Origin of the sequence: Streptomyces atratus (assembly GCF_900119365.1) — a bacterium.
Taxonomy (GTDB): domain Bacteria; phylum Actinomycetota; class Actinomycetes; order Streptomycetales; family Streptomycetaceae; genus Streptomyces; species Streptomyces atratus_B.
This window is the reverse complement of sequence record NZ_FPJO01000002.1, coordinates 123,753-146,030: the sequence shown is the minus strand read 5'-3', so window position 1 is coordinate 146,030 and position 22,278 is coordinate 123,753. Positions and strand designations below refer to the sequence as shown.

Sequence of the window (22,278 nt, the reverse complement as noted above, 5' to 3'; positions counted from 1 at the left end):
GGGCCGGCGGGGAACGGGGCAGCCCTGCGGACGCGCAGACCCGGGGCAGGGCAGCGCTCCGCACGGCGTCCACCGGCCCAACCGCGAGGCCCGGACGTCTGGGCATCCGGTTCGGTCGAGCCGGATGCGCTGCCGGCAGGTCATCGGACTGACTCGGGGGTGCACAAAAGCGCACTGAATACACCGTTGCGGGACAGTTCCGGATTCTCACCGGATTCCCCTGCGGCGACAGCGAGGAAGAGCATACATGTGGGGGCTGCCCGATGAGGCAGCCCCCACATGTTGTGTCGCGCCGACCGGGCCGGGCCCACAGAATGAGCCGTACGGCCCTTTCCCGGGGCGGCTGGCCCGATCCACGCCGACGGCCCGCCGCGCCCCGCTGGAGGGGGCCAGGGCCTCTCGCCGGGCCGTGGGTGCGGGGTCGTCAGTGACCGCCCGGTGCCCCCGCCGTGGCCGGCGGGAGTTCCGTCTTGACGCCCGGGTCGCCCGCGTCGGCGGTGTAGTCGGCCGGGGAGGTCTCGTCGATCCCGGCGGGCGCCTTCACGGCGTTCAGGACGAAGGTGAGCACCACTGTCACGACCACGTTCAGCACGAACGCGGTGAGGCCGATGTAGCCGATCTCGCCGATGCCGGGGATCTCCGCGGACGAGCCGCCGAAGTGCTTCTGCGTCGGCGAGGCGACCCCGTACGCGGCCACCGTCCCGTACACCATGCCGACCGCCCAGCCCGCGAGCAGCGCCCAGCGGTGGAACCAGCGGGTGAACAGGCCGCCGACCAGGGCCGGCATCGTCTGGAGGATCCAGATGCCGCCGAGCAGCTGGAAGTTGATCGCGACCGTCTTGTCCATCGTGAGGACGAAGGCGAGCGCGCCGACCTTGACCAGCAGCGACACCAGCTTGGAGACCTTGGTCTCCTGCTCCGGGGTCGCGTCCGGCTTCAGGAAGTCCTTGTAGATGTTGCGGGTGAAGAGGTTCGCCGCGGCGATCGACATGATCGCGGCGGGCACCAGCGCGCCGATGCCGATGGCGGCGAACGCGACGCCCGCGAACCAGTCCGGGAACATGTTCTCGAACAGCTGCGGGATGGCCAGCTGCCCGTTGTCGACCTTGATTCCGGCGGCGATGGCCATGAAGCCGAGCAGTGCCAGCAGGCCCAGCATCAGTGAGTACAGCGGCAGGATCGTGGTGTTGCGCCGGATCACATTGCGGCTGCGGCTGGAGAGCGTCGCCGTGATCGAGTGCGGATACATGAACAGCGCCAGCGCCGAGCCCAGCGCCAGGGTGGCGTACCCCCACTGGCCCGCCTCGCCCGGTGCGAGCGCGCCGCGCGGCTTGCCGGTGGCCGGGTTGGTCTGCGAGAACGCCTCGCCCGCCTTGGCGAAGATGTCGTCGAAACCGCCCAGCTTGATCGGGATGTAGATGATCGCCACCGCGATGACCAGGTAGATCAGCCCGTCCTTGACGAAGGCGATCAGCGCGGGTGCCCTCAGCCCGGAGGAGTAGGTGTACGCGGCGAGCACCGCGAACGCGATCAGCAGCGGCAGGTCCTTGACGAACCAGTGGGTGGTCTCGCCGCCGCCGACGCCCATCACGTCCAGCACCGCCTGGATGCCGACGAGTTGGAGTGCGATGTACGGCATCGTGGCGAGGATGCCCGTGATGGCGACCGCCAGCGACAGGCCCTTCGAGCCGAAGCGCCCGCGCACGAAGTCCGAGGTGGTGACGTACCCGTGCTTGTGCGAGACCGACCAGAGCCGCGGCAGGAAGGTGAAGATCAGCGGGTACACCAGGATGGTGTACGGCACGGCGAAGAAGCCCGCCGCGCCCGCCGCGTAGATCGCCGCCGGCACGGCGACGAAGGTGTACGCGGTGTACAGGTCGCCGCCGAGCAGGAACCAGGTGACCCAGGTGCCGAACGACCGTCCGCCCAGGCCCCATTCGTCGAGGCTGGCCTCGTTCTCGGCCTTGCGCCAGCGCGCCGCCAGGAAGCCCATGACCGTGACGGCCGCGAAGAAGAAGATGAAGACGCCGAGCGCGACGCCGTTCACACCGTCCTTCATGCCGACCCACCTCCCTTGCGGGCGCGCTGGTCACGCTGCCACAGCTTGTACGCGATCATCGTGAGCGCGGTGGAGATCAGCACCCAGAGCATCTGGTACCAGTAGAAGAACGGGATGCCGATGAAGGTGGGGTCCACCTTCGCGTACGAACTCACCCAGAGCATCGCCACGAACGGCGCGACGAGGCAGAGGGCGATGAACACCCGCACCGGTGTGACGGTGGGCGGTTTTCCTTCTGGGCCTGCTGGCATGCGGCGACTCCGTCCCCTCGCTGATCACCTTGTAATGCGCAGGAAATCTAGGGGAGGCTTCCGGTCACCGTCACCCCCTGTCCGTATTGCGGTCCGGCAACGGCCCGCTGAGCGGGTACTTCTGTTCGTAATTCCGCCAAACGTACGGCAGTTGGTCCGTATCAGGGTGCGCGAAGGGCCCTCGCGGAGTGATGCGTTCCACGGGGGCCCGGGCGGTGTTCCGGGCTCAGTCGGTGGGCCGCTTCAGGCGTGCCACGAACTTGTACCGGTCGCCCCGGTAGACCGAGCGCACCCACTCCACCGGCTCGCCCTGTCCGTCGAGCGAGTGCCGGGAGAGCATCAGCATCGGAAGACCCACGTCCGTACCGAGCAGGCCGGCCTCGCGCGGGGTGGCCAGCGAGGTCTCGATGGTCTCCTCGGCCTCGGCCAGCCGTACGTCGTACACCTCCGCCAGTGCGGTGTAGAGGGAGGTGTACTTCACCAGCGAGCGGCGCAGCGCGGGGAAGCGTTTGGCCGAAAGGTGCGTGGTCTCGATCGCCATCGGCTCGCCGCTGGCGAGCCGCAGCCGCTCGATCCGCAGCACCCGGCCGCCGGTGGTGATGTCGAGCAGCCCCGCGAGCGTGTCGTCGGCCGTCACATAGCCGATGTCCAGCAGCTGGGAGGTCGGTTCGAGGCCCTGGGCGCGCATGTCCTCGGTGTACGAGGTGAGTTGCAGGGCCTGCGAGACCTTCGGCTTGGCGACGAAGGTGCCCTTGCCCTGGATGCGCTCCAGCCGGCCCTCGACGACCAGCTCCTGGAGCGCCTGGCGCACGGTGGTGCGCGAGGTGTCGAACTCGGCGGCCAGGGTCCGCTCCGGCGGCACGGGGGTGCCCGGCGGCATGGTGTCCGTCATGTCGAGCAGATGTCGCTTCAGCCGGTAGTACTTCGGGACGCGCGCCGTCCGCGTGGCCGCGCCCGTCTCGTTCTCCGTACTGCCCCCGTCGGCACCCATGGTCCGCCTTCCCGACGCTTGCGTTGCTGCCGTCACCGGCTCCTCCGTCTGTCGCGGCTCACATGGTGGCACGGTCCGGTCACGGCTGGTCGCCCTCTCTCAGGTGTCGGTCCTGTAACGGACGCGAGTGCACTTCTTATACACCCTTGACACCCCTAAAGGTCTAGGCCAAGCTCCCGGTGCTGGTCTAAACCATTAAAGACCAGGTCCAGCCCCAGCAGTACTCGTCGAATGTCTTCGCGGTGGGCGGGGTTGCAGTATCCCTGAGGAGGGTTTGGCGTGAAGCGCAAGCTCATCGCGGCGATCGGCGTCGCGGGCATGATGATCGGCCTCGCGGCGTGTGGGTCCGACGACGGCGGTGACAGCGGCAAGAAGGCCGGTCCGGACGCGTACAAGGGCCAGACCCTGACCGTGTGGACGATGTCCGGCTCGAACCCGGACGGGTGGACCAAGACGGTCACCGAGGAGTTCGAGAAGAAGACCAAGGCCAAGCTGAAGATCGAAGTCCAGGACTGGAACGGCATTCAGCAGAAGGTCACCACCGCCCTCTCCGAGTCCAACCCGCCGGACGTCCTGGAGATCGGAAACACCCAGACCCCGGCGTACGCCAAGACCGGCGGTCTCGCCGACCTCGGTGACCTGAAGAAGGAGATCGGCTCCGCCTGGGCCGACGGCGTCAACCAGCCCTCCATCTACGACGGCAAGCAGTACGCCCTGCCGTGGTACGTGGGCAACCGCGTCGTCATGTACAACAAGAAGGTCTTCAAGGACGCCGGTATCACCGAGACGCCGAAGACCCGTGCCGACCTCTTCAAGGCGTTCGAGGCCATCGAGAAGAAGGGCGACGCCGAGCCGATCTACCTGCCCGGCCAGAACTGGTACTTCTTCGACGGCCTGCTCGTCGGCAAGGACGTCTCGCCGGTGAAGAAGGAAGGCGACAAGTACGTCTCCAACCTGGCCGACCCGAAGGTCGCCGAGGCCATGGACGTCTACAAGCAGTACCAGGCCTTCTCCAAGGCCCCCAAGGACAAGGACGAGGCCACCCCGCAGCAGGCCGAGGTCTTCGCCAAGGGCAAGACCGGCGCCGTCATCGCGATGGGCTACGAGGCCGGCACCGCCATCAAGGCCAACCCGGAGATCAAGGACGACATCGGCTTCTTCACCATCCCCGGTGAGACGGCCGACAAGCCCGAGGGCGTCTTCCTCGGCGGCTCCAACCTCGCCGTGGCCGCGGGCAGCAAGAAGCAGGACCTGGCCAAGGAGTTCCTGAAGATCGCGCTCTCCGAGCAGAACGACGGCGCGCTCATCAAGGAGGCCGGCTGGTCCCCGAAGAACGACGCCATGCAGAAGTACACGGTCGGCCAGCCCGCCGCCGAGGCGGCCGGTCCGGCCGCCGCCAAGTCCGGTGGCACCACGCCGCTGATCCCGGAGTGGGCGCCGGTCGAGAACCCGCCGAACCCGATCAAGACCTACATGACGCTGGTTCTCCAGGGCAAGTCGCCCGCCGAGGCCGCCAAGCAGGTCGAGGGCGAGCTCAACAAGCGCCTCAGCCAGCAGCAGTAGTCGCAAGTAGCGCGTCCTGCGCCGGGGCGGCGGGTCCCGACCCGCCGCCCCGGTCGTACGCACCGTTCCGTGTAGGGCTTTGTTGGAAGAGATGGCGAGCATGGCAGTGCAGACCGAACCCTCGGATGTGGCCAAGACGGCCGCAGTCCGCGGCCAGGACGGGAAACCACCCGTCGGGCAGCACGGGGGAAACAAGCGGAAGCCGGGTATCGGCGCGGCGCCGTACCTGTTGATGATTCCCGCACTCGCGGTGACGGCGCTCCTTCTCGGGTACCCCCTGGTGAAGAACGTCATGCTGTCGTTCCAGAACCTCAATATGGGACAGCTGATCCAGCATGTCACCGAGTGGAACGGCTTCAAGAACTACCAGGAGATCCTCACCGGTGAGGACTTCTGGAGAGTCACGCTCCGCACGATCGTCTTCACCGGCGTCAACGTCGTCCTGACCATGGTCCTCGGCACCCTGATCGGACTGCTGCTCGCCCGCCTCGGCAAGAGAATGCGGTTCACCCTGATGGTCGGCCTGGTGCTCGCCTGGGCGATGCCGGTCGTGGCCGCGTCCACCGTGTTCCAGTGGCTGTTCGCCTCGCGCTTCGGCGTGGTCAACTACGTGCTGGACAAGCTCGGCTGGCACTCGATGGCCGAATTCAACTGGACCGGATCGCAGTTCTCCACCTTCTTCGTGGTCACCCTGCTGATCGTCTGGCAGTCCATCCCGTTCGTGGCGATCAACCTCTACGCGGCGACCACGACGATCGCCAAGGAGCTGTACGAGGCCGCCTCGCTCGACGGTGCCGGCGTCTGGAAGAGCTTCACCTCGGTGACGTTCCCGTTCCTGCGGCCCTTCCTCTACGCCACGACCTTCCTCGAAGTCATCTGGATCTTCAAGGCCTTCCCGCAGATCTTCACCATCAGTGAGGGCGGCCCCAACCGCCTCACCGAGACCCTGCCGGTCTACGCCTTCGTCGAGGGCGTCGGCAACCAGCACTACGGCATGGGCGCGGCGATCTCGCTGCTGACCATCCTGATCATGCTGGGGCTGACCTCCTACTACCTCCGCATCGTTCTCAAGCAAGAGGAGGACGAGCTGTGAAGCGCTCACTGTTCGGCCGCATCTGGCCCAACGCGACGGCGATCGTCCTCTTCGCCGCACTGGTCTTCCCCGTCTACTGGATGTTCAGCACGGCGTTCAAGCCGACCGGCGACATCATCACCGAGACGCCGGTCTGGTTCCCCACCGACGTCACCTTCGAGCACTTCAAGACCGCGTACCACGCACCGAACTTCCTGACCCTGGTCAGGAATTCGCTCACCGTCACCCTGCTCGCCGTGGCCTTCTCGCTGATCATCGCGCTCTTCGCGTCGTTCGCGCTGGCCCGGATGCGGTTCAAGGGCCGCAAGGGCATGATCCTGGTCTTCATGATCGCCCAGATGGCGCCGTGGGAAGTCATGGTCATCGCGATCTACATGCTGGTCCGCGACGCGGACATGCTCAACAGCCTGGTCCCGCTGACGCTCTTCTACATGGTGATGGTGCTCCCCTTCACGATCCTCACGCTGCGCGGCTACGTTGCCGCGGTGCCCAAGGAACTGGAGGAGTCCGCCATGGTCGACGGCTGCACCCGCCCGCAGGCCTTCGTCAAGGTGATCCTGCCGCTGCTCGCCCCCGGCCTGATGGCCACCTCGCTCTTCGGCTTCATCACCGCCTGGAACGAATTCCCGCTGGTCCTGATCCTCAACAAGGACCCCGAGGCCAAGACGCTCCCGCTCTGGCTCTCCCAGTTCCAGAGCCAGTTCGGCGACGACTGGGGCGCCACCATGGCGGCGGCCTCGATCTTCGCCATTCCGATCCTCATCCTGTTCGTCTTCCTGCAGCGCAAGGCCGTCAGCGGCCTCACCGACGGTGCCGTGAAGGGATAACGCCGCCCATGACCACCCTGATATCCGCCACGGACACCGTCACCCGCGACGCGCTCGCCGTCCTGCAGCCCGGATTCACCGGCACCGCCGCCCCGGACTGGGTGCTGCGCAGGGTCGACGAAGGCCTCGCCTCCGTCGCCCTGTTCGGCCGCAACATCCGCACGCCCGAGCAGGTCACCGCGCTCACCGCCCAGCTCAGGGCCGGGCGCGAGGACCTCCTCGTCGCGATCGACGAGGAGGGCGGTGACGTCACCCGCCTGGAGGTGCGCACCGGTTCCTCGTTCCCCGGCAACCTCGCCCTCGGCCACGTCGACGACCTCGACCTGACCCGCGCGGTCGCCCAGGAGCTCGGCCGCCGGCTCGCCGAGTGCGGCGTCAACCTCAACTGGGCGCCGTCCGCGGACGTCAACTCCAACCCGGGCAACCCGGTCATCGGCGTACGGTCCTTCGGCGCCGACACCCGGCTCGTGGCCCGGCACACCGCCGCGTACGTCGAGGGCCTCCAGGCCGCCGGGGTCGCCGCCTGCACCAAGCACTTCCCGGGGCACGGCGACACCGCGATCGACTCGCACCACGCGATGCCGCGCATCGACGTGGACCTGGAGACCCTGTACGCCCGTGAGCTGGTGCCCTTCCGGGCGGCCATCGCGGCGGGCACCAAGTGCGTGATGAGCGCGCACATCCTGCTGCCGGCGCTCGATCCGGACCGCCCCGCCACGGTGAGCCCGCGGATCCTCACCGGTCTGCTCCGCGAGGAGCTGGGCTACGACGGCCTGATCGTCACCGACGCCGTGGAGATGCAGGCCATTGCCGCGACATACGGCATCGAGCGTGGCTCCGTCCTCGCGATCGCCGCCGGGGCCGACGCGCTGTGCGTCGGTGGCGGCCTGGAGGACGACGGCACGGTGCTCCGGCTGCGCGACGCGCTGGTCAGGGCCGTGCGCAGCGGTGAACTCGCCGAGGAGCGGCTCGCGGACGCGGCCGCACGGGTACGTGCCCTCGCGTCCTGGACGCAGGGGGCCAAGAAGGCCGGTTCGGGGCCGGGCGCGGCAGGGCAGGAGGGGACCGAGCCCGGCACCGGAACCGGTTCCGGCATCGGCCTGGTCGCCGCTCGCCGGGCGGTGCGGGCGACCGGCTCCGCCGCCCCGCTGACCGAGCCCGCGTACGTCGCCGCGTTCGCCTCCGCGTCGAACATCGCCGTCGGTGACGAGACCCCGTGGGGCGTCGCCGCCGAGCTGGGCCGGCTGCTGCCGGGCACGGAGACCGGCACGTACAGCAGCGAGACCGAGGCACCCGTCGTCGCGGTGCTGCGGGCGGCGGGGGAGCGGCGCATCGTCGTGGTCGTCCGCGACGTCCACCGCCACGCCTGGATGGGCGAGGCGCTCGACGCCCTGGTGGCCGAACGCCCCGACACGGTCGTGGTCGAGATGGGCGTCCCGCAGGCGGCCCCCAGGGGCGGCCTGCACATCGCCACCCACGGCGCGGCCCGCGTCTGCGGCCTCGCGGCGGCGGAGCTCGTCGTCAGGGGCACGGACGGCCCGACGGACTGAGTACCGGGCGTGATGCGGGGCCGGGGGCCGCATCACGCCCGATCGGGCCCGCGACACACAGGAACCGGGCCCGCGACGGCACAAGAGAGGGCCGGGACACCCAGCGTGGGTGTCCCGGCCCTCTCGTACGTGCCCGGGAGTGCTACAGCCCCTGCCACGCCGGCTTCGCCGCGTACGTGGCGCGGAAGTAGTCCGCCAGCTTCAGCTTCGACGCGGCGGCCTCGTCCACCACCACCGTCGCGTGCGGGTGCAGCTGGAGCGCCGAGGCGGGCACGACCGAGGCGACCGGCCCCTCCACCGTCTGCGCCACGGCGTCCGCCTTGCCCTCGCCGGTGGCGAGCAGGATCGGGTGGCGGGACTCCAGGATGGTGCCGATGCCCTGGGTGATCACGTGGTGCGGCACCTGCGTGATGTCGTCGTCGAAGAAGCGCGCGTTGTCGATCCGGGTCTGCTCGGTGAGCGTCTTGATCCGGGTGCGGGAGGCGAGCGAGGAGCACGGCTCGTTGAAGCCGATGTGCCCGTCGGTGCCGATGCCGAGGAGCTGCAGGTCCACCCCGCCGGCCTCGGCGAGCGCCTTGTCGTACGCCAGGCAGGCCGCCTGGACGTCCTCGGCGGAGCCGTCGGGGCCCATGAAGGACGCCTCGGACAGGCCGAGCGGTTCGACGACCTCGCGCAGCACCACGGAGCGGTAGGACTCCGGGTGGCCCGCGGGCAGCCCGACGTACTCGTCGAGCTGGCAGATGCGGGCGCGCGAGGCGTCGACGGCACCGGAGCGGACCTTGGCCGCCAGCGCCTGGTAGATGGGCAGCGGGGTCGAGCCGGTGGCAACGCCGAGAAGGGCGTCGGGCTTGCGGCTCAGGAGGGCGCCGATGGCCTCCGCGATGAGTTCGCCGCCTGCCTTGGCGTCCGGGACGATGACAACTTCCACGCGGGGCCTGCCGATCTGAAGAGTTGAGTCAGGTGGTATAGACCAATCGGTCTCCAATCTAGCAGACCCTGGCAACGCGGGCACGGGGGATGCGCCCGTCCCGGACGCGGTCCGCTGCACCGACGGCCGGGGCGGCGAGGCCCTCCAGCCCGTCCTGGACCGGCTGCGCGGCCGCGGCGCCGATCTCTTCGTGGTCGGCGCGAAGGCCCAGGTCGAGGCGGCGCCCGCGGGGTTCGTGCTGCCGACGGCCGGGGTCGCCGAGGAGGTCCAGCAGGCCTGGAGATTCTGCCGCTGCGGATGCTCGCGTACGAGGTGACGATCGCCCGCGGCCAGGACCCGGACGTGCCCCGCGCCCTGGCCAGGGTCACCGAGACCCGCTGAGTGCGGGAACTGCCCCGGGAACACCCGCGGGCCACGGCGCCGGGACGGGACCCTCAGCCCGTCCGGCACCGCAGCCCGGAGTAAGACCGACCGGCAATAGGGGGCGGCGTCGCGGGGCTGGGCACGCACATCTGCCGCGTTGTCGTCAATCAACAACGCTCCGCGTTGCCTCAATCCTCCGCCTTGCAGCTGCACGCACCCAGCCCCGCTCCTTCACCCACCCCCCAATTGCCGGTCGGTCTGAGACCGGCCATCACGGACGGTCTGTTCGGCCGGCGGTGTGCGGTGCCCCCGGCCGGGGAGAGGTGCCTGCGCGGTCAGGGCAGAGAGCGCGGGTACCTCGATCCACTCTCCTGTGCGGGGAGAGCGGAAGCTCTGTCCATAGCATTGTGGACTAGACCATTCGCCTGTGTCCATCCATACGGCAGCCGCAATTTTCCGGCCACCTCCCCTTGCACGCACGGTCCGGTCGTTCGGTTCGGAACCATTGACCCTCCGCGGGTACGCTCGCACACGTGCCCTCCATGAACGACCTCGTCCGCCAGCACACAGCCCTCAGTGACACCGACCTGGAGTGGCTGCATCTGCTGGTCTCGGAGTGGCAGCTGCTCTCCGACCTCTCCTTCGCCGACCTCGTGCTCTGGGTCCCCACGCGCGACGGCACCCGCTATGTCTCCGTGGCGCAGATGCGCCCCAACACCGGCCCCACCTCCTACCAGGACGACATGGTCGGGCACCTGGTGCCGCGCGGCCGCCGTCCGCTGCTGGACGCGGCGCTGGACGAGGGCCGGATCGTGCGCGAGGGCGACCCGGAGTGGCGCGAGGAGGTGCCGGTACGGGTCGAGTCGATCCCCGTACGCAGGGAGGGCCGGGTCCTCGGGGTCATCGCCCGCAACACCAACCTCCTCACTGTCCGGACCCCGTCCAGGCTGGAGCTCACCTACCTCCAGTCGGCCTCGGACCTGGCCCAGATGATCGCCGCCGGGTCCTTCCCCTTCCCCGGTCAGCAGGTCGACATGGACGCCTCGCCGCGCGTCGGCGACGGGCTGATCCGGCTCGATGCCGACGGGGTCGTCCAGTACGCCAGCCCCAACGGCCTCTCCGCGTATCACCGGCTCGGCCTCGCCTCCGATCTGGTCGGCCAGCACCTGGGCTGCATCACCGCCGAACTCGCCCCCTCCCGGGGCCCGGTGGACGAAGCCCTGGTCAAACTGGCCAGCGGCTACGCGCCCCGGGAGTTCGAGGTCGAGTGCGCGGGCGGGGTGATCCAGCTCCGGGCGATCCCGCTCAAGCCCAAGGGCGTCCGCATCGGCTCCCTGGTCCTGCTCCGGGACGTCACCGAACTCCGCCGTCGCGAACGCGAGTTGATCACCAAGGACGCCACCATCCGGGAGATCCATCACCGGGTGAAGAACAACCTCCAGACCGTTGCCGCCCTGTTGCGGCTTCAGGCCCGGCGGATGGACTCCGTACGGGGCCGCGAGGCGCTCAACGAGGCGGTACGGCGCGTCGGTTCGATCGCCATCGTCCATGAGACGCTGTCCCAGAATCTGGACGAGCGGGTGGAGTTCGACGAGATCGCCGACCGCGTCATCGCGATGGTCGCCGAGATCTCGCCGGGCAAGGTCACCTGCCGAAGGACGGGACGCTTCGGCATCCTCGACGCCGAAGTGGCCACGCCCCTGGCGATGGTGCTCACGGAGGTCCTGCAGAACGCCCTGGAACACGCCTTCACACTCGCTGAGTCCGGCACGGTGGAGGTGTCCGCGGTGCGCGGCGGTTCCTCCGCCGGAGCGCGGTTGCTGATCACGGTCCAGGACGACGGGTGCGGACTGCCCGAGGGATTCGACCCGCAGCGTGCCGGCAATCTGGGTCTGCAGATCGTCCGGACGCTGGTGGAGGGCGAGTTGGGCGGAACCTTCGGCATGGTCCCGGCGCCCGAGCGCGGCACCCAGGTCGTGCTCGACATCCCCGTCCGGCCCCAGAAGTAGCCCCGTCGGCCCACCCGTTCATCGGAGTGGACCGGTGGCGGGCGTACGGACACAGCAGTGAGCCCGGACCGTTGTCACGGTCCGGGCTCACTGTTCATGCATGCGCTTCGGGGGTACTGCGCGCTGCGACTCGGGGGGCGGGGTTGTGCGTACGCTCTGTACGCGCCGCCTGGCTGAGGCTCGTAGCGGTGGCGTCGGTCAGGCGCTGGCGTTGCGCGCCCGGTTGCGAGCGGCGCGGCGCTTCATCGCGCGGCGCTCGTCCTCGCTGAGGCCACCCCAGACGCCGGAGTCCTGGCCGGACTCGAGCGCCCACTGCAGGCACTGCTCCATGACGGGGCAGCGACGGCAGACGGCCTTGGCTTCCTCGATCTGCAGCAGCGCAGGACCGGTGTTGCCGATGGGGAAGAACAGCTCGGGGTCTTCCTCACGACAAACGGCGTTGTGACGCCAGTCCATGGCTGCTACCTCTCCTTGGTATTACATACTGGTGCTTGTGAATGTGAACGCTTTCACGAATCCCCCCGCGGGTGACGGGCCGACGCCCAGATGAACTGGTTGTGGTCCTGTGCAGGTGAGGAGGGGTTCTGGCTCTCAGTGGAGGCCGGTGTTGCGGGCCGTCCCGATCGCCATGTAGAGATTCGCAAACCTCAGCGGCGGATACAACCCCTTCTGGAAACTTTTTTTTGATTCCTCGGTGTCGACTAGGTCACAGCCGTACTTCTATGGGGTGGAATCCAGTCCAAACGTTCGAGTTGAAGGACTTTGGTCCCTTCCACTCACACAATCACACGCAGTGCACGGCGTACGCCTGTGAACGTCACACTTGTGCGCACTCCCAGGTGGTCGCCGTCCATCTGGAAGGGCAGCGGCACCTTTGAATGCAAGGTGAAGTCCGTGAGGTCATGAAGTGAAACAGCATGCTTTCCGGACGGGCCCTTCTCCGGGCTCGAAGTGAGCAGCTGAGTGCCGTAACGGGCGACCGCCGGAGTGGAGAGCCGCTTCAGTCCGAGCACGTCCAGGCCGGTGTCGAAAGTGGCCTTCGGGGACGCGTACAGAGGACGATTGCCCAGGTAGGACCAGGGGGCGGTGTTGGAGATTATGGACAGCGCCAGATCGGTGACCGGTTCCTGCCCGGGGGTCTCCAGGGTCATCACGCCCTGCCTGCGGTGCGGCTCGTCGATGAACTGCCGGACCACCTGGCGTACGTAGAGCGCGTGCGTGGAGCGCTTGCCGCGTTCGCGTTGCTGTTCGACCCGGCCGACCACGCCTGCGTCGAAACCGAGCCCGGCGCAGAAGGTGAACCAGCGTTCCGGGACGGATTCGTCCTCGGTGCCGGGGGTGCCGGCCGCCAGTCCGAGGCCGACCGTGCGTTCGGTCCGGTTGGCGAGTGCGTCCAGGATCGCTCCGGTCGCCTCCACCGCGTCGTTGGGCAGGCCCAGGGCGCGCGCGAACACATTGGTGGAGCCGCCGGGAACCACCGCGAGGCGCGGGAGGCTGTCCAGGTCGGGGCCGTTGTGGAGGAGACCGTTGACGACCTCGTTGACCGTGCCGTCGCCGCCCAGGGCGACCACCAGATCGATGTCGTCGCTGTCCGCGGCCCGCCGCCCCAGGTCCCGGGCGTGGCCCCGGTATTCCGTGGTCACGGCCTCCAGCTTCATCTCGCTGGCCAGCGCATGGATGAGCACGTCACGGGTCCGCGCACTGGTGGTGGTAGCAGCTGGATTGACCACGAGGAGTGCGCGCATGACCGCCAGACTACCTACCGCGCGGTATCACTCTGAAGTCCCACCCCCTGGCCTTCACGCTCGGTGACGGCGCGGATGCTGCGGGGCGGACCAGCCGTCCGTCCCCGTACCGATCCCGACATCTGTTCCGGCACCGGTTCCGACCCCGGCTTCGCTTTCGCGGCCCCGGGATGCCAACCTGCAAGGGTGAGTACTCAGCAGAACACGCCCGCCTCGTCACCCTCGCCGAGGCTCGAACCGGCGAAGCCGAGCAGGATCACTCTCGTTGCCGGACTCACCGCCCTGGAAGGGGCGGCGCTGGCCATCGGCGGGATCTACATGCTGGTCATGGGGCTGCTCGGACATCCCGAGAGCCCGCAGCAGGCGGAGATGGGCGGTCTGACGCTGATCGCGCTCGCACTGATCCCGCTGTTCGCCGCCCGCGGTCTGCTGCGGCGGCGCAGCTGGAGCCGCGGTCCCGCGCTCATCACGCAGATCATCGCGCTCCCGGTGGCCTGGACGCTGCTGCGGTCGCACGGCGTGCTGATCCCGGCCGGGATCGTCCTCGCCGCGGTGACCCTGACGGCGCTCTACCAGCTGGTCAGGCCGACGACGGTCGAGGCGCTCGGCATCCGCCGGCCGGGCACCACCCCGGACAACTGAATCCGCCCCGCCCGGCGACTGGGCGGGGCGGACCGGCGGCACCGGGCGGCCGCGGGCACGGGAAGGACCGCGCCTGCGTGCGGCCCTGCCCGCTACTCCTCGACGAGCAGCCGCTCGCGCAGCTGCGCGAGCGTGCGGGCCAGCAGCCGCGAGACATGCATCTGCGAGATGCCGACCTCCTGCGCGATCTGCGACTGGGTCATGTTGCCGAAGAAGCGCAGCAGCAGGATCCGCTTCTCGCGCGGCGGCAGGTCCTCCAGCAGCGGCTTGAGCGACTCCCGGTACTCGACGCCCTCCAGCGCCTCGTCCTCGGAGCCCAGCGTGTCCGCGACGGCGGGGGACTCGTCGTCCGTGTCCGGCACGTCCAGCGAGAGCGTGCTGTACGCGTTGGCCGATTCCAGGCCCTCCAGGACCTCTTCCTCGGAGATGCCCAGCCGCTCCGCCAGCTCGTGGACCGTGGGCGAGCGCCCGTGCTGCTGGGAGAGCTCGGCGGTGGCCGTGGTCAGCGAGAGCCGCAGCTCCTGGAGCCGGCGCGGCACCCGGACCGCCCAGCCCTTGTCACGGAAGTGGCGCTTGATCTCGCCCACGACCGTCGGGGTCGCGTACGTCGAGAACTCGACGCCGCGGTCCGGGTCGAACCGGTCGACCGACTTGATCAGGCCGATCGTGGCGACCTGGGTCAGGTCGTCCAGCGGCTCGCCGCGGTTGCGGAACCGGCGGGCCAGATGCTCCACGAGCGGCAGATGCATCCGCACCAGCCGATTGCGCAGCTCCGCCTTCTCGGGCGACCCGTCGGGAAGCGCGCGCAGTTCGACGAAGAGCGCCCGCGCCCCGCTGCGGTCGTGTGGATCGTGGTGCCCGTGCTCGCTCATCTGGCCCGCCCGCTTCGCCTGCGACTGCTCCACCGCGACCGTACGGCCCGCCGGCCCGTCCGCCCCGTCCACCGGATGGGGCAGGGCCTGCTGTTCCGGGATGCCTGCTGCGCGCACCACCCCTGGTCGCATCGTTTCGTCCCGCACAGGACCGTCCCCGTTCCCGCTGCTCACGCCGGCCCGGGTCCCGCGCCGCGCTGTTTGTAGAGGCTGATGCTGACCGTACGGTCGTCGGCCACCGAGGAGTCGACCTTCCCGGCCAGTGCGGAGAGCACCGTCCAGGCGAAGGTGTCGCGCTCCGGTGCCCGGCCGTCCGTCGTGGGGGCGGCCACCGTGACCTCGAGAGAATCCTCGACGAGCCGGAAGACGCAGCTGAGGACGGAGCCCGGCACGGCCTGCTGAAGCAGGATCGCGCAGGCCTCGTCGACCGCGATGCGAAGATCCTCGATCTCGTCGAGAGTGAAGTCCAAGCGCGCTGCGAGACCGGCCGTGGCCGTACGCAGCACTGACAGGTAGGCACCCGCAGCGGGCAGCCGGACCTCTACGAAGTCCTGATTCCCGGGCTCGCCTGCGATCTGGGACACCCTCACCTCCAAGGTGGCACAAACTCTTTCGAGGATCCGGGAAGGGTGCCCCGGAGCCATGTGGTACGTCTTCGGTTCTGGTCCGCGACGCTATCGCGACCCATGATGCCGTGTCGCCAGAGCCCCAGCCCATGGCTGTCACTCATGGTAAGCCCATGAGTACACACAGTGGGTAGTGGTCTGCGGCGGTCAATTGCGAACAACCGGCGCCGGTTTGACGTACCCAGGCCTCAGACGATCGAACCGTCCTCGAAGCACCAGCGCCAGCTCTCGCCCGGCTCGAAGCTCCGCATCACCGGATGACCGGTCTCCTTGAAGTGCCCCGTGGCGTGCTGCAGGGGCGACGAATCGCAGCAGCCGACATGGCCGCAGACCAGGCAGAGCCGCAGCTGCACGGGGTGGGTGCCCGCCGCGAGGCAGCCGGGGCACGTCGCACTGAGCGGGGCCGGTTCGGGGCGCGGCAGTGCGGACACGTGAGGGCAGTCACTCATGATTGTCAGGTTACGACGGATACGTGGACCGTGAACTGCGGATGCGAGGACCGTGGAATGGACGTATTGCCGCTGGTGGGACTGGTCGCGGCCAGTGCGGCGGTCGCGGGTGCGGCCCGCCGCACCCCCGTGCCGGCCCCGCTGCTGCTCGTCACCGTGGGCCTGATCGCCTCCTATCTGCCCGGGGTGCCCACATACACCCTGGACGCGCACATCGTGCTGCCGCTCCTGCTGCCGCCGTTGCTCTACACGGCGGCCGTCGACAGCTCCTACCTCGACCTGCGGGCCAATCTCCGGCCGGTCGCGCTGCTGTCGGTCGGTTACGTCCTGTTCGCGACCGTCGCGGTCGGCTGGCTGGCGTACCGCCTCGTGCCCGACCTGCCGCTCACCGCCGCGCTGGTGCTCGGCGCGGTCGTCGCCCCGCCGGACGCGGTCACGGCCGCCGCGATCGCGCGCCGGGTCGGGCTGCCCGGCCGGGTCACGACGGTCCTGCAGGGCGAGTCCCTGGTGAACGACGCCACGGCCATCACCGCCTACAAGGTGGCGATCGCGGCCGCCGTGGGCGAGGGGATGAGCTGGGGCGCGGGGATCGAGGAGTTCCTCCTCGCCGCGGTCGGCGGCGTCGTGGTCGGCCTGGCGCTGATGGTGCCGCTGCACTGGCTGCGCACCCACCTCAAGGAAGCGCTGCTGCAGAACACGCTGTCGCTGCTGATCCCCTTCGTGGCGTACGCGGCGGCCGAACGCGTACACGCCTCCGGAGTGCTCGCCGTGGTCGTGGTGGCGCTCTATCTGGGGCACCGGTCCTGGCAGGTCGACTTCGCGACCCGGCTCCAGGAGGCGGCCGTCTGGAAGATGGTCGCGTTCATTCTGGAGTCCGCGGTCTTCGCGCTGATCGGGCTCCAGCTGCCCTTCGTGCTGAAGGGGCTCGGCGCGTACGCCGTGGGCGACGCGGTCCGGTACGCGGTCGCCGTCTTTCTCGCCGTGGTCGTGGTCCGCTTCATCTGGGTCTACCCGGCGACGTATCTGCCCCGGTGGCTGTCGAGACGGATCAGGGAACGCGAGCCCGACACCGACTGGACGGCGCCGCTGATCGTCGGCTGGGCCGGGATGCGCGGTGTCGTCTCGCTCGCCATCGCCTTCTCCATCCCGTTCGCCATGTCCGACGGGAGCCCCTTCCCGGCCCGCAACCTGGTGCTGTTCCTGACCTTCACCACCGTGATCGGCACCCTGGTCGTCCAGGGGCTCAGCCTGCCGCTGCTGGTGCGGGTCCTGAAGCTCCCGGGGCGCGACGCCAAGGCCGAGACACTGGCCGAGGCGCAGGCCCAGAGCGAGGCCTCCGCGGCCGCCGAGGCGCGGCTGGACGAACTGCTCGCCGATCGCCGCAACCAGCTGCCGGGACCCCTCGCCGACCGGCTGCGCACCGTGCTGGAACGCCGCCGCAACGCCGTGTGGGAGCGGCTGGGCGCGGCCAATCCGCTGACCGGGGAGTCGGCGGACGACACCTACCGGCGCCTGGCCAGGGAGATGATCGACGCCGAGCGCGCGGTCTTCGTGACGCTGCGGGACGAGCGGCGGATCGACGACGAGATGCTGCGGACGCTGCTCAGACGGCTCGACCTGGAGGAGGCGGCGGCCTACCGGGAGGAGTCGGGCGCACCCTGAGGGCTGCCCGTGACGACCGCCGCGACCGTGGTTCCCGGAGGGAACGCACCCTCCCCGGCCAGTTCGGTGAGCGCGTACAGCAGCTTGGCCACGTAGAGCCGCTCGACGGGCAGGCCGTGCCGCTGCTCGAAGTCGTCGGCGAAGGCGTGCAGGGCCGGGGTCGTACGCGCGTAGCCGCCGAAGTGGAAGCGCTCGTCCAGGGACCAGGACCCGGCCGGGCCGCCGAAGGCCTCCTGCTGCAGTTCCCGCACCGCGTCCCCGAGGAAACCGCCGCGCAGCACCGGGACGCCGAGGACGCGCTGCCCGGGCGCGAGGCCGGCGGCGAGACCGGCGAGGGTGCCCCCGGTGCCGCAGGCCACCGCGACCGCGTCGGCCCGGCCGCGCAGCTCGCGCCCCAGCTCTGTACAGCCCTGTGCCGCCAGGGCGTTGCTGCCGCCCTCCGGGATGACACAGCACTCCCCGAAGGCGCTCAGCAGCCCCGCCAGGACCTCTGGATCGCCCTTCGCGCGGTAGGACGCGCGGTCCATGAAGTGCAGGGTCATCCCGTCGGCGGCGCACTGGGCCAGCGAGGGGTTCAGCGGCCGGCCGGCCAGTTCGTCACCGCGCACCACCCCGATGGTGCGGAAGCCGAGCAGCCGCCCGGCGGCGGCGGTGGCCCGCAGGTGGTTGGAGTACGCGCCGCCGAAGGTCAGCACGGTGCGCCCGGCGGCGGCCCGCAGATTGAGGGAGAGCTTCCGCCATTTGTTGCCGGGGAGATCCGGGTGGATCAGATCGTCACGCTTGAGCAGCAGCCGTACGCCGTGGCGCGCGAAGCGCTCGTCCTCGACCGGCTGCAGGGGCGAGGGGAGCACCGGCTGCAGCCGGGAGAGGTCGAGCGCTTCGGAGGACATGCCGCAATTGTCGCCGGGGAGACGCTTCTCGGCGACGACGGCGCGCAGTACGTCGTCGTCGCCGAGCCCGGCACGGTTGGCGCGGCCGCAGCCGACCGGGTGGCCCCGGCCGTCCTTGGCGATCACGCCGTGGCAGAGCGGGCCGGGCAGATCCGGGTGGCCGTCACGGGCGGACGGTGGAGTCGGCGCGAGCAGTGGGCCGGATTCAGTCCTGTGTCAGCCACATGTCGGGGCCGAACACCTCGTAGTGGATGTCGGCCGCCGGGACGCCCTTGGCCAGCAGCTGGGTGCGCACGGCGCGCATGAAGGGCAGGGGACCGCAGAGATAGGCGTGGGTGCCGGGGGCGACGGCGAGGCCGCTCAGATCGACCTGGCCGGTGCGGTCGGCGGGGTGGCCGGGCTCGGGGTCCTCGTACCAGAAGTGGGCGGTGGCGTCGGGGAGCTTGGCGGTGAGCTGGGCGTGGTCGGTGCGCATGACGTGGGTGGCGGGGGAGCGGTCGCCGTGCACGACGGTGACCGGGGCCTGGTGGCCGGTCGCCGCGAGGTGGTCCAGCATCGAGAGCATCGGGGTGCAGCCGATGCCCGCGGAGGCGAGCAGGAGCGGTGCGTCGGTGGAGTCCAGCACGAGATCGCCGTACGGGGCGGAGACCCGCAGCAGGTCGCCGGCCTCCACCTCGGTGTGCAGATGGCGCGAGACCTCACCGTCCGGCGAGCCGCCGCCGTGCACCCGCTTGACGGTGATCGAGCGGAGCCGCGAGCCGGGGGCGCAGGAGAGGCTGTACTGGCGTATCTGGCGGGCCCCGTCGGGGAGTTCCACCTGTACGGAGACGTACTGGCCGGGCCGGAAGGCGGGTGCGGGGGCGCCGTCGGCCGGGCGGAGCTGGAAGGTGGCGACGTCGGCGGTCTCCTCGATCCGGGCGGCCACCTCCCACTCGCGCCACACGTCGCCGGCGACGACGCCCTGCTGCGCGTACAGCCGCTCCTCGATCGAGATCAGGGCGCCGGCCATCAGCCAGTAGACCTCGTCCCAGGCGGCGGCGACCTCCGGGGTCACCGCGTCGCCGAGCACCTCGGCGATCGCGGCGAACAGATGGGTGTGCACGATGTCGTACTGGGCGGCGGTGACGCCGAGCGAGGCGTGCTTGTGGGCGATCCGGCCGAGCATCACGTCGGGGCGGGTGTCCGGGTGCTCGATCAGATGGGTCGCGAAGGCGGCGATGGAGCCCGCGAGGGCCTGCCGCTGGGCGCCGGACGACTGGTTGCCGCGGTTGAAGAGGTTGCGCAGCAGCTCGGGGTGGGCGTCGAAGAGCTTGCGGTAGAAGAGATCGGCGATGTCTCCGATGGCCGCGCCCACGGCGGGGAGGGTGGCACGGACGGTGGCGGTCGACGTCTCGGAGAGCATCGGGACTCCTCGCATGTGAATTGGTATTTGAGATTCGTATTTTTGAGCAGTGTGAAACCGGACAGCGCGAAGCCGGGCAGCACGGGATCGGGCGGTGGGGCCCGTGGTGTGGTGTGCGGCGGCTCAGCCGGTGTCCGGGCGGGTGCTGCTGATGCCGATCAGCAGCGGACCGGTGGGGGATGCGACCAGTTCGGTGACGGTGAGTGGATCGAGTGAGGCGTAGAAGGCATCTTCCGCACGGCGCAGGGCGCCGCGCAGCCGGCAGGCCGAGCGCAGGGGGCAGGGAGTGGCGCCCTCGCATTCGACGACGTCGCCGGGGCCTTCCAGTTCCCGGACAAGTTCGCCGATCGAGGCGGAGTGACCCGCTCCGGTGAGGCTGAGCCCTCCGCCGCGGCCCCGTCGTGCCTCGATCAGCCCGAGGTGCTGGAGCTTGGCGACGACCTTCGCGGCGTGGGTGTACGGCACCTGCATGGTGGCCGCCACCTCCCGGGTGGTCGGCGGATCCTCGTTCTCCGCGACGGCGAGGCGCATCAGTACGCGCAGCGCCACGTCGGTGAATTTCGTCAGCCGCATGACAGCAACCCTAGATAAGTTGCATCGAAGATGCAACTTAAGTCGGTCCGCGGACATCGCTGAGCGTTGTGCCCAGCCCAAAGCCGATTAGTCACACTCTTTTGTGTAATGGCGTGACCGCTCTCCGTGCTGAAAGGCTTCTTCTCGCAGGTCAGCCGAAGATGGAGAGGACGTCAGATGTCCGTTGGTGAAGAGGTTCAGAACGCGTCGTTGCCGCCGCAGCAGAGTCTGGGGACGGCGGCGGCGCGGAACCTCGCGACGACCACCAAGTCCGCCCCGCAGATGCAGGAGATCACCTCGCGGTGGCTGCTGAAGATGCTGCCGTGGGTGCAGGTGCAAGGTGGTACCTACCGGGTGAACCGCAGGCTGAGCTACTCGGTCGGGGACGGCAGGGTGACCTTTGTGCAGACCGGTGGCCGGGTCGCGGTCATCCCCGCCGAGCTCGGAGAGCTCCCCGCCCTGCGGGACTTCGGCGACGAAGAAGTGCTGGGCGAGCTCGCCCGGCGGTGCGAGCAGCGAGAGATCGCGGCGGGGCAGGTGCTGGCCGCGTCGGGGGACGCGGCGGACAGCGTCTATCTGCTGGCACACGGCAAGGTCGAGAAGGTCGGCACCGGTCCGTACGGGGACGAGACGGTGCTCGGGGTCCACGCCGACGGGGCCTACTTCGGGGACCAGGCCCTGGTCGACGGCGACGCCGTCTGGCAGTACACGGCCCGTGCCGTCACCGCCTGCACGGTGCTGACGCTGAGCCGGGCGGACGTGCTGAACCTCGCCGAGCGCGCGGACTCGCTCCGCGACCACCTCGCCGCACTGCTCAGCATCCCGGAGCAGCGCACCAACAAGTACGGCGAGGCCGCGATCGATCTCTCCGCCGGCCATGTCGGCGAGGCCGTCGTTCCGCACACCTACGTCGACTACGACGCGTCCCCCCGCGAGTACGAGCTGAGCGTCGCCCAGACCGTGCTGAAGGTCCACAGCCGGGTCGCCGACCTCTACAACCAGCCGATGAACCAGACCGAGCAGCAGTTGCGGCTCACGGTCGAGGCGCTGCGCGAGCGCCAGGAGCACGAGCTGATCAACAACCGCGAGTTCGGGCTGCTCAACAACTGCGACTACGGGCAGCGCCTCCAGCCGCACGACGGCGCGCCCAGCCCCGACGACATGGACGAGCTGCTCTCCCGCCGCCGCGGCTCGAAGCTCTTCCTCGCCCACCCGAGGGCCATCGCCGCATTCGGCCGCGAGTGCAACAAGCGCGGTCTGGTGCCGGAGAGCGTCGACGTCGGCGGACACCATGTGCCGGCCTGGCGAGGGGTGCCGATCTTCCCGTGCAACAAGATCCCGGTCACCGACGCCCGGACCACGTCGATCATCTGCATGAGGACGGGTGAGGCCGAGCAGGGCGTCATCGGTCTCCAGCAGTCCGGCATCCCCGACGAGATCGAGCCCAGCCTCTCGGTCCGCTTCATGGGGATCGACGAGCAGGCAATCATCTCCTATCTGGTGACGGCCTACTACTCCGCGGCCATCCTCGTGCCGGACGCCCTGGGCGTACTGGAAAACGTCGAGGTCAGCCGCTGGCGGTAGCCCCTCGGGGGTCCGGACGGCGATGTCCGGATCCCCGTCAACCTCCGCCACCGGGCAGCCGTGCCCGGGGCGGTCCCAGGAGGACGCCCCAGTGAAGACCCATTACGTACCCCAACCACCCACTCCCCGGAACCCGGGCGACGACGCCCCGCCCGGCAGTGCCCCGCCCGTCCCCGTGGCGCAGAGCGCCGACGACCCG

The 22,278-nt window shown here is 69.7% G+C and carries 20 protein-coding genes, 1 pseudogene and 1 riboswitch; of the genes and pseudogenes, 9 read left to right on the top strand and 12 right to left on the bottom strand.

Annotated features, from left to right (window positions below; translation table 11 throughout):
* Positions 1-117: 117 nt before the first annotated feature.
* Positions 118-253: riboswitch (cobalamin riboswitch) on the bottom strand.
* A gap of 171 nt (positions 254-424) precedes the next feature.
* The 3 genes from mctP to BT364_RS04770 all read right to left on the bottom strand — a co-directional run bounded on the left by mctP (position 425) and on the right by BT364_RS04770 (position 3,301).
* Complete coding sequence (gene mctP, locus BT364_RS04780; protein ID WP_072483820.1) at positions 425-2,059, bottom strand: monocarboxylate uptake permease MctP; 1,635 nt, start codon at positions 2,057-2,059, stop codon at positions 425-427.
* Positions 2,056-2,310, bottom strand: coding sequence for a DUF3311 domain-containing protein (locus BT364_RS04775; protein WP_072483819.1), 255 nt, complete (start codon positions 2,308-2,310; stop codon positions 2,056-2,058). The genes mctP and BT364_RS04775 overlap by 4 nt, the downstream gene beginning before the upstream one ends.
* Before the next feature lie 226 nt (positions 2,311-2,536).
* Entirely contained in the window at positions 2,537-3,301 is a 765-nt protein-coding gene (locus tag BT364_RS04770) for a GntR family transcriptional regulator (protein ID WP_072483818.1), read from the bottom strand.
* A gap of 279 nt (positions 3,302-3,580) precedes the next feature.
* On the opposite strand from BT364_RS04770, the gene BT364_RS04765 reads away from it, so the two are divergent.
* The 4 genes from BT364_RS04765 (at position 3,581) to BT364_RS04750 (ending at position 8,334) form a co-directional block, all read left to right on the top strand.
* Positions 3,581-4,864, top strand: coding sequence for an extracellular solute-binding protein (locus BT364_RS04765; protein WP_072483817.1), 1,284 nt, complete (start codon positions 3,581-3,583; stop codon positions 4,862-4,864).
* Positions 4,865-4,964: 100 nt separating this feature from the next.
* The gene (locus BT364_RS04760) at positions 4,965-5,957 is read left to right on the top strand and encodes a carbohydrate ABC transporter permease (RefSeq protein ID WP_072483816.1); all 993 of its coding nucleotides are present in this window, start codon (positions 4,965-4,967) and stop codon (positions 5,955-5,957) included.
* Positions 5,954-6,784 carry a carbohydrate ABC transporter permease gene (locus BT364_RS04755; RefSeq protein ID WP_072483815.1) on the top strand — a complete coding sequence of 277 codons (831 nt, stop codon included), beginning with the start codon at positions 5,954-5,956 and terminating at the stop codon, positions 6,782-6,784. Before BT364_RS04760 ends, BT364_RS04755 begins: the two co-directional genes overlap by 4 nt.
* 8 nt (positions 6,785-6,792) lie before the next feature.
* Positions 6,793-8,334 (top strand): glycoside hydrolase family 3 protein, encoded by a 1,542-nt coding sequence (locus BT364_RS04750; RefSeq protein ID WP_072483814.1) that lies wholly within the window; start codon positions 6,793-6,795, stop codon positions 8,332-8,334.
* A gap of 142 nt (positions 8,335-8,476) precedes the next feature.
* On the opposite strand, the gene nagB is transcribed toward BT364_RS04750, so the two are convergent.
* A complete protein-coding gene (gene nagB, locus BT364_RS04745; protein ID WP_072483813.1) occupies positions 8,477-9,262 on the bottom strand; it encodes a glucosamine-6-phosphate deaminase in 786 nt (261 codons plus the stop codon).
* Between the two features lie 118 nt (positions 9,263-9,380).
* Between nagB and BT364_RS04740 the strand changes: the two are divergent.
* Positions 9,381-9,643 (top strand): annotated as a pseudogene (locus tag BT364_RS04740) (SIS domain-containing protein); the annotation flags it as partial.
* Positions 9,644-10,167: 524 nt separating this feature from the next.
* Positions 10,168-11,634: a PAS domain-containing sensor histidine kinase gene (locus BT364_RS04735; protein WP_072483812.1), complete on the top strand. Its 1,467-nt coding sequence runs from the start codon at positions 10,168-10,170 to the stop codon at positions 11,632-11,634.
* 198 nt (positions 11,635-11,832) lie between these two features.
* On the opposite strand, the gene BT364_RS04730 is transcribed toward BT364_RS04735, so the two are convergent.
* Together BT364_RS04730 and BT364_RS04725 are read right to left on the bottom strand one after the other, a co-directional pair.
* Complete coding sequence (locus BT364_RS04730) at positions 11,833-12,090, bottom strand: WhiB family transcriptional regulator (RefSeq protein ID WP_003953983.1); 258 nt, start codon at positions 12,088-12,090, stop codon at positions 11,833-11,835.
* A 320-nt stretch (positions 12,091-12,410) separates the two neighbouring features.
* Entirely contained in the window at positions 12,411-13,379 is a 969-nt protein-coding gene (locus tag BT364_RS04725) for a diacylglycerol/lipid kinase family protein (protein WP_072483811.1), read from the bottom strand.
* Between the two features lie 186 nt (positions 13,380-13,565).
* Here BT364_RS04725 and BT364_RS04720 point away from each other — a divergent pair, with 186 nt between their 5' ends.
* Positions 13,566-14,021: a hypothetical protein gene (locus BT364_RS04720; RefSeq protein ID WP_177328020.1), complete on the top strand. Its 456-nt coding sequence runs from the start codon at positions 13,566-13,568 to the stop codon at positions 14,019-14,021.
* 92 nt (positions 14,022-14,113) lie between these two features.
* Here the strand turns inward: BT364_RS04720 and BT364_RS04715 are convergent, their stop codons facing one another.
* The 3 genes from BT364_RS04715 to BT364_RS04705 form a co-directional block, all read right to left on the bottom strand.
* Complete coding sequence (locus BT364_RS04715) at positions 14,114-15,067, bottom strand: RNA polymerase sigma factor SigF (RefSeq protein WP_371268129.1); 954 nt, start codon at positions 15,065-15,067, stop codon at positions 14,114-14,116.
* Positions 15,064-15,477 carry an ATP-binding protein gene (locus BT364_RS04710; RefSeq protein ID WP_072483809.1) on the bottom strand — a complete coding sequence of 138 codons (414 nt, stop codon included), beginning with the start codon at positions 15,475-15,477 and terminating at the stop codon, positions 15,064-15,066. Before BT364_RS04710 ends, BT364_RS04715 begins: the two co-directional genes overlap by 4 nt.
* Before the next feature lie 230 nt (positions 15,478-15,707).
* Complete coding sequence (locus BT364_RS04705) at positions 15,708-15,968, bottom strand: UBP-type zinc finger domain-containing protein (RefSeq protein ID WP_072483808.1); 261 nt, start codon at positions 15,966-15,968, stop codon at positions 15,708-15,710.
* Positions 15,969-16,025: 57 nt separating this feature from the next.
* Between BT364_RS04705 and BT364_RS04700 the strand changes: the two genes are divergently transcribed.
* Positions 16,026-17,630, top strand: coding sequence for a Na+/H+ antiporter (locus BT364_RS04700; RefSeq protein WP_072483807.1), 1,605 nt, complete (start codon positions 16,026-16,028; stop codon positions 17,628-17,630).
* On the opposite strand, the gene BT364_RS04695 is transcribed toward BT364_RS04700, so the two are convergent.
* From BT364_RS04695 to BT364_RS04685, 3 genes are all read right to left on the bottom strand, one after another.
* Positions 17,603-18,520 (bottom strand): 1-aminocyclopropane-1-carboxylate deaminase/D-cysteine desulfhydrase, encoded by a 918-nt coding sequence (locus tag BT364_RS04695; protein ID WP_072484178.1) that lies wholly within the window; start codon positions 18,518-18,520, stop codon positions 17,603-17,605. The two genes, BT364_RS04700 and BT364_RS04695, sit on opposite strands and share 28 nt — an antisense overlap.
* A gap of 205 nt (positions 18,521-18,725) precedes the next feature.
* A complete protein-coding gene (locus tag BT364_RS04690; RefSeq protein WP_072483806.1) occupies positions 18,726-19,922 on the bottom strand; it encodes a globin domain-containing protein in 1,197 nt (398 codons plus the stop codon).
* Between the two features lie 123 nt (positions 19,923-20,045).
* On the bottom strand, positions 20,046-20,495 hold the full coding sequence (locus tag BT364_RS04685; protein ID WP_072483805.1) for an RrF2 family transcriptional regulator: 450 nt from the start codon (positions 20,493-20,495) through the stop codon (positions 20,046-20,048).
* A gap of 177 nt (positions 20,496-20,672) precedes the next feature.
* Between BT364_RS04685 and BT364_RS04680 the strand changes: the two genes are divergently transcribed.
* Positions 20,673-22,079 (top strand): family 2B encapsulin nanocompartment shell protein, encoded by a 1,407-nt coding sequence (locus tag BT364_RS04680; RefSeq protein WP_072483804.1) that lies wholly within the window; start codon positions 20,673-20,675, stop codon positions 22,077-22,079.
* Positions 22,080-22,278: the final 199 nt, after the last annotated feature.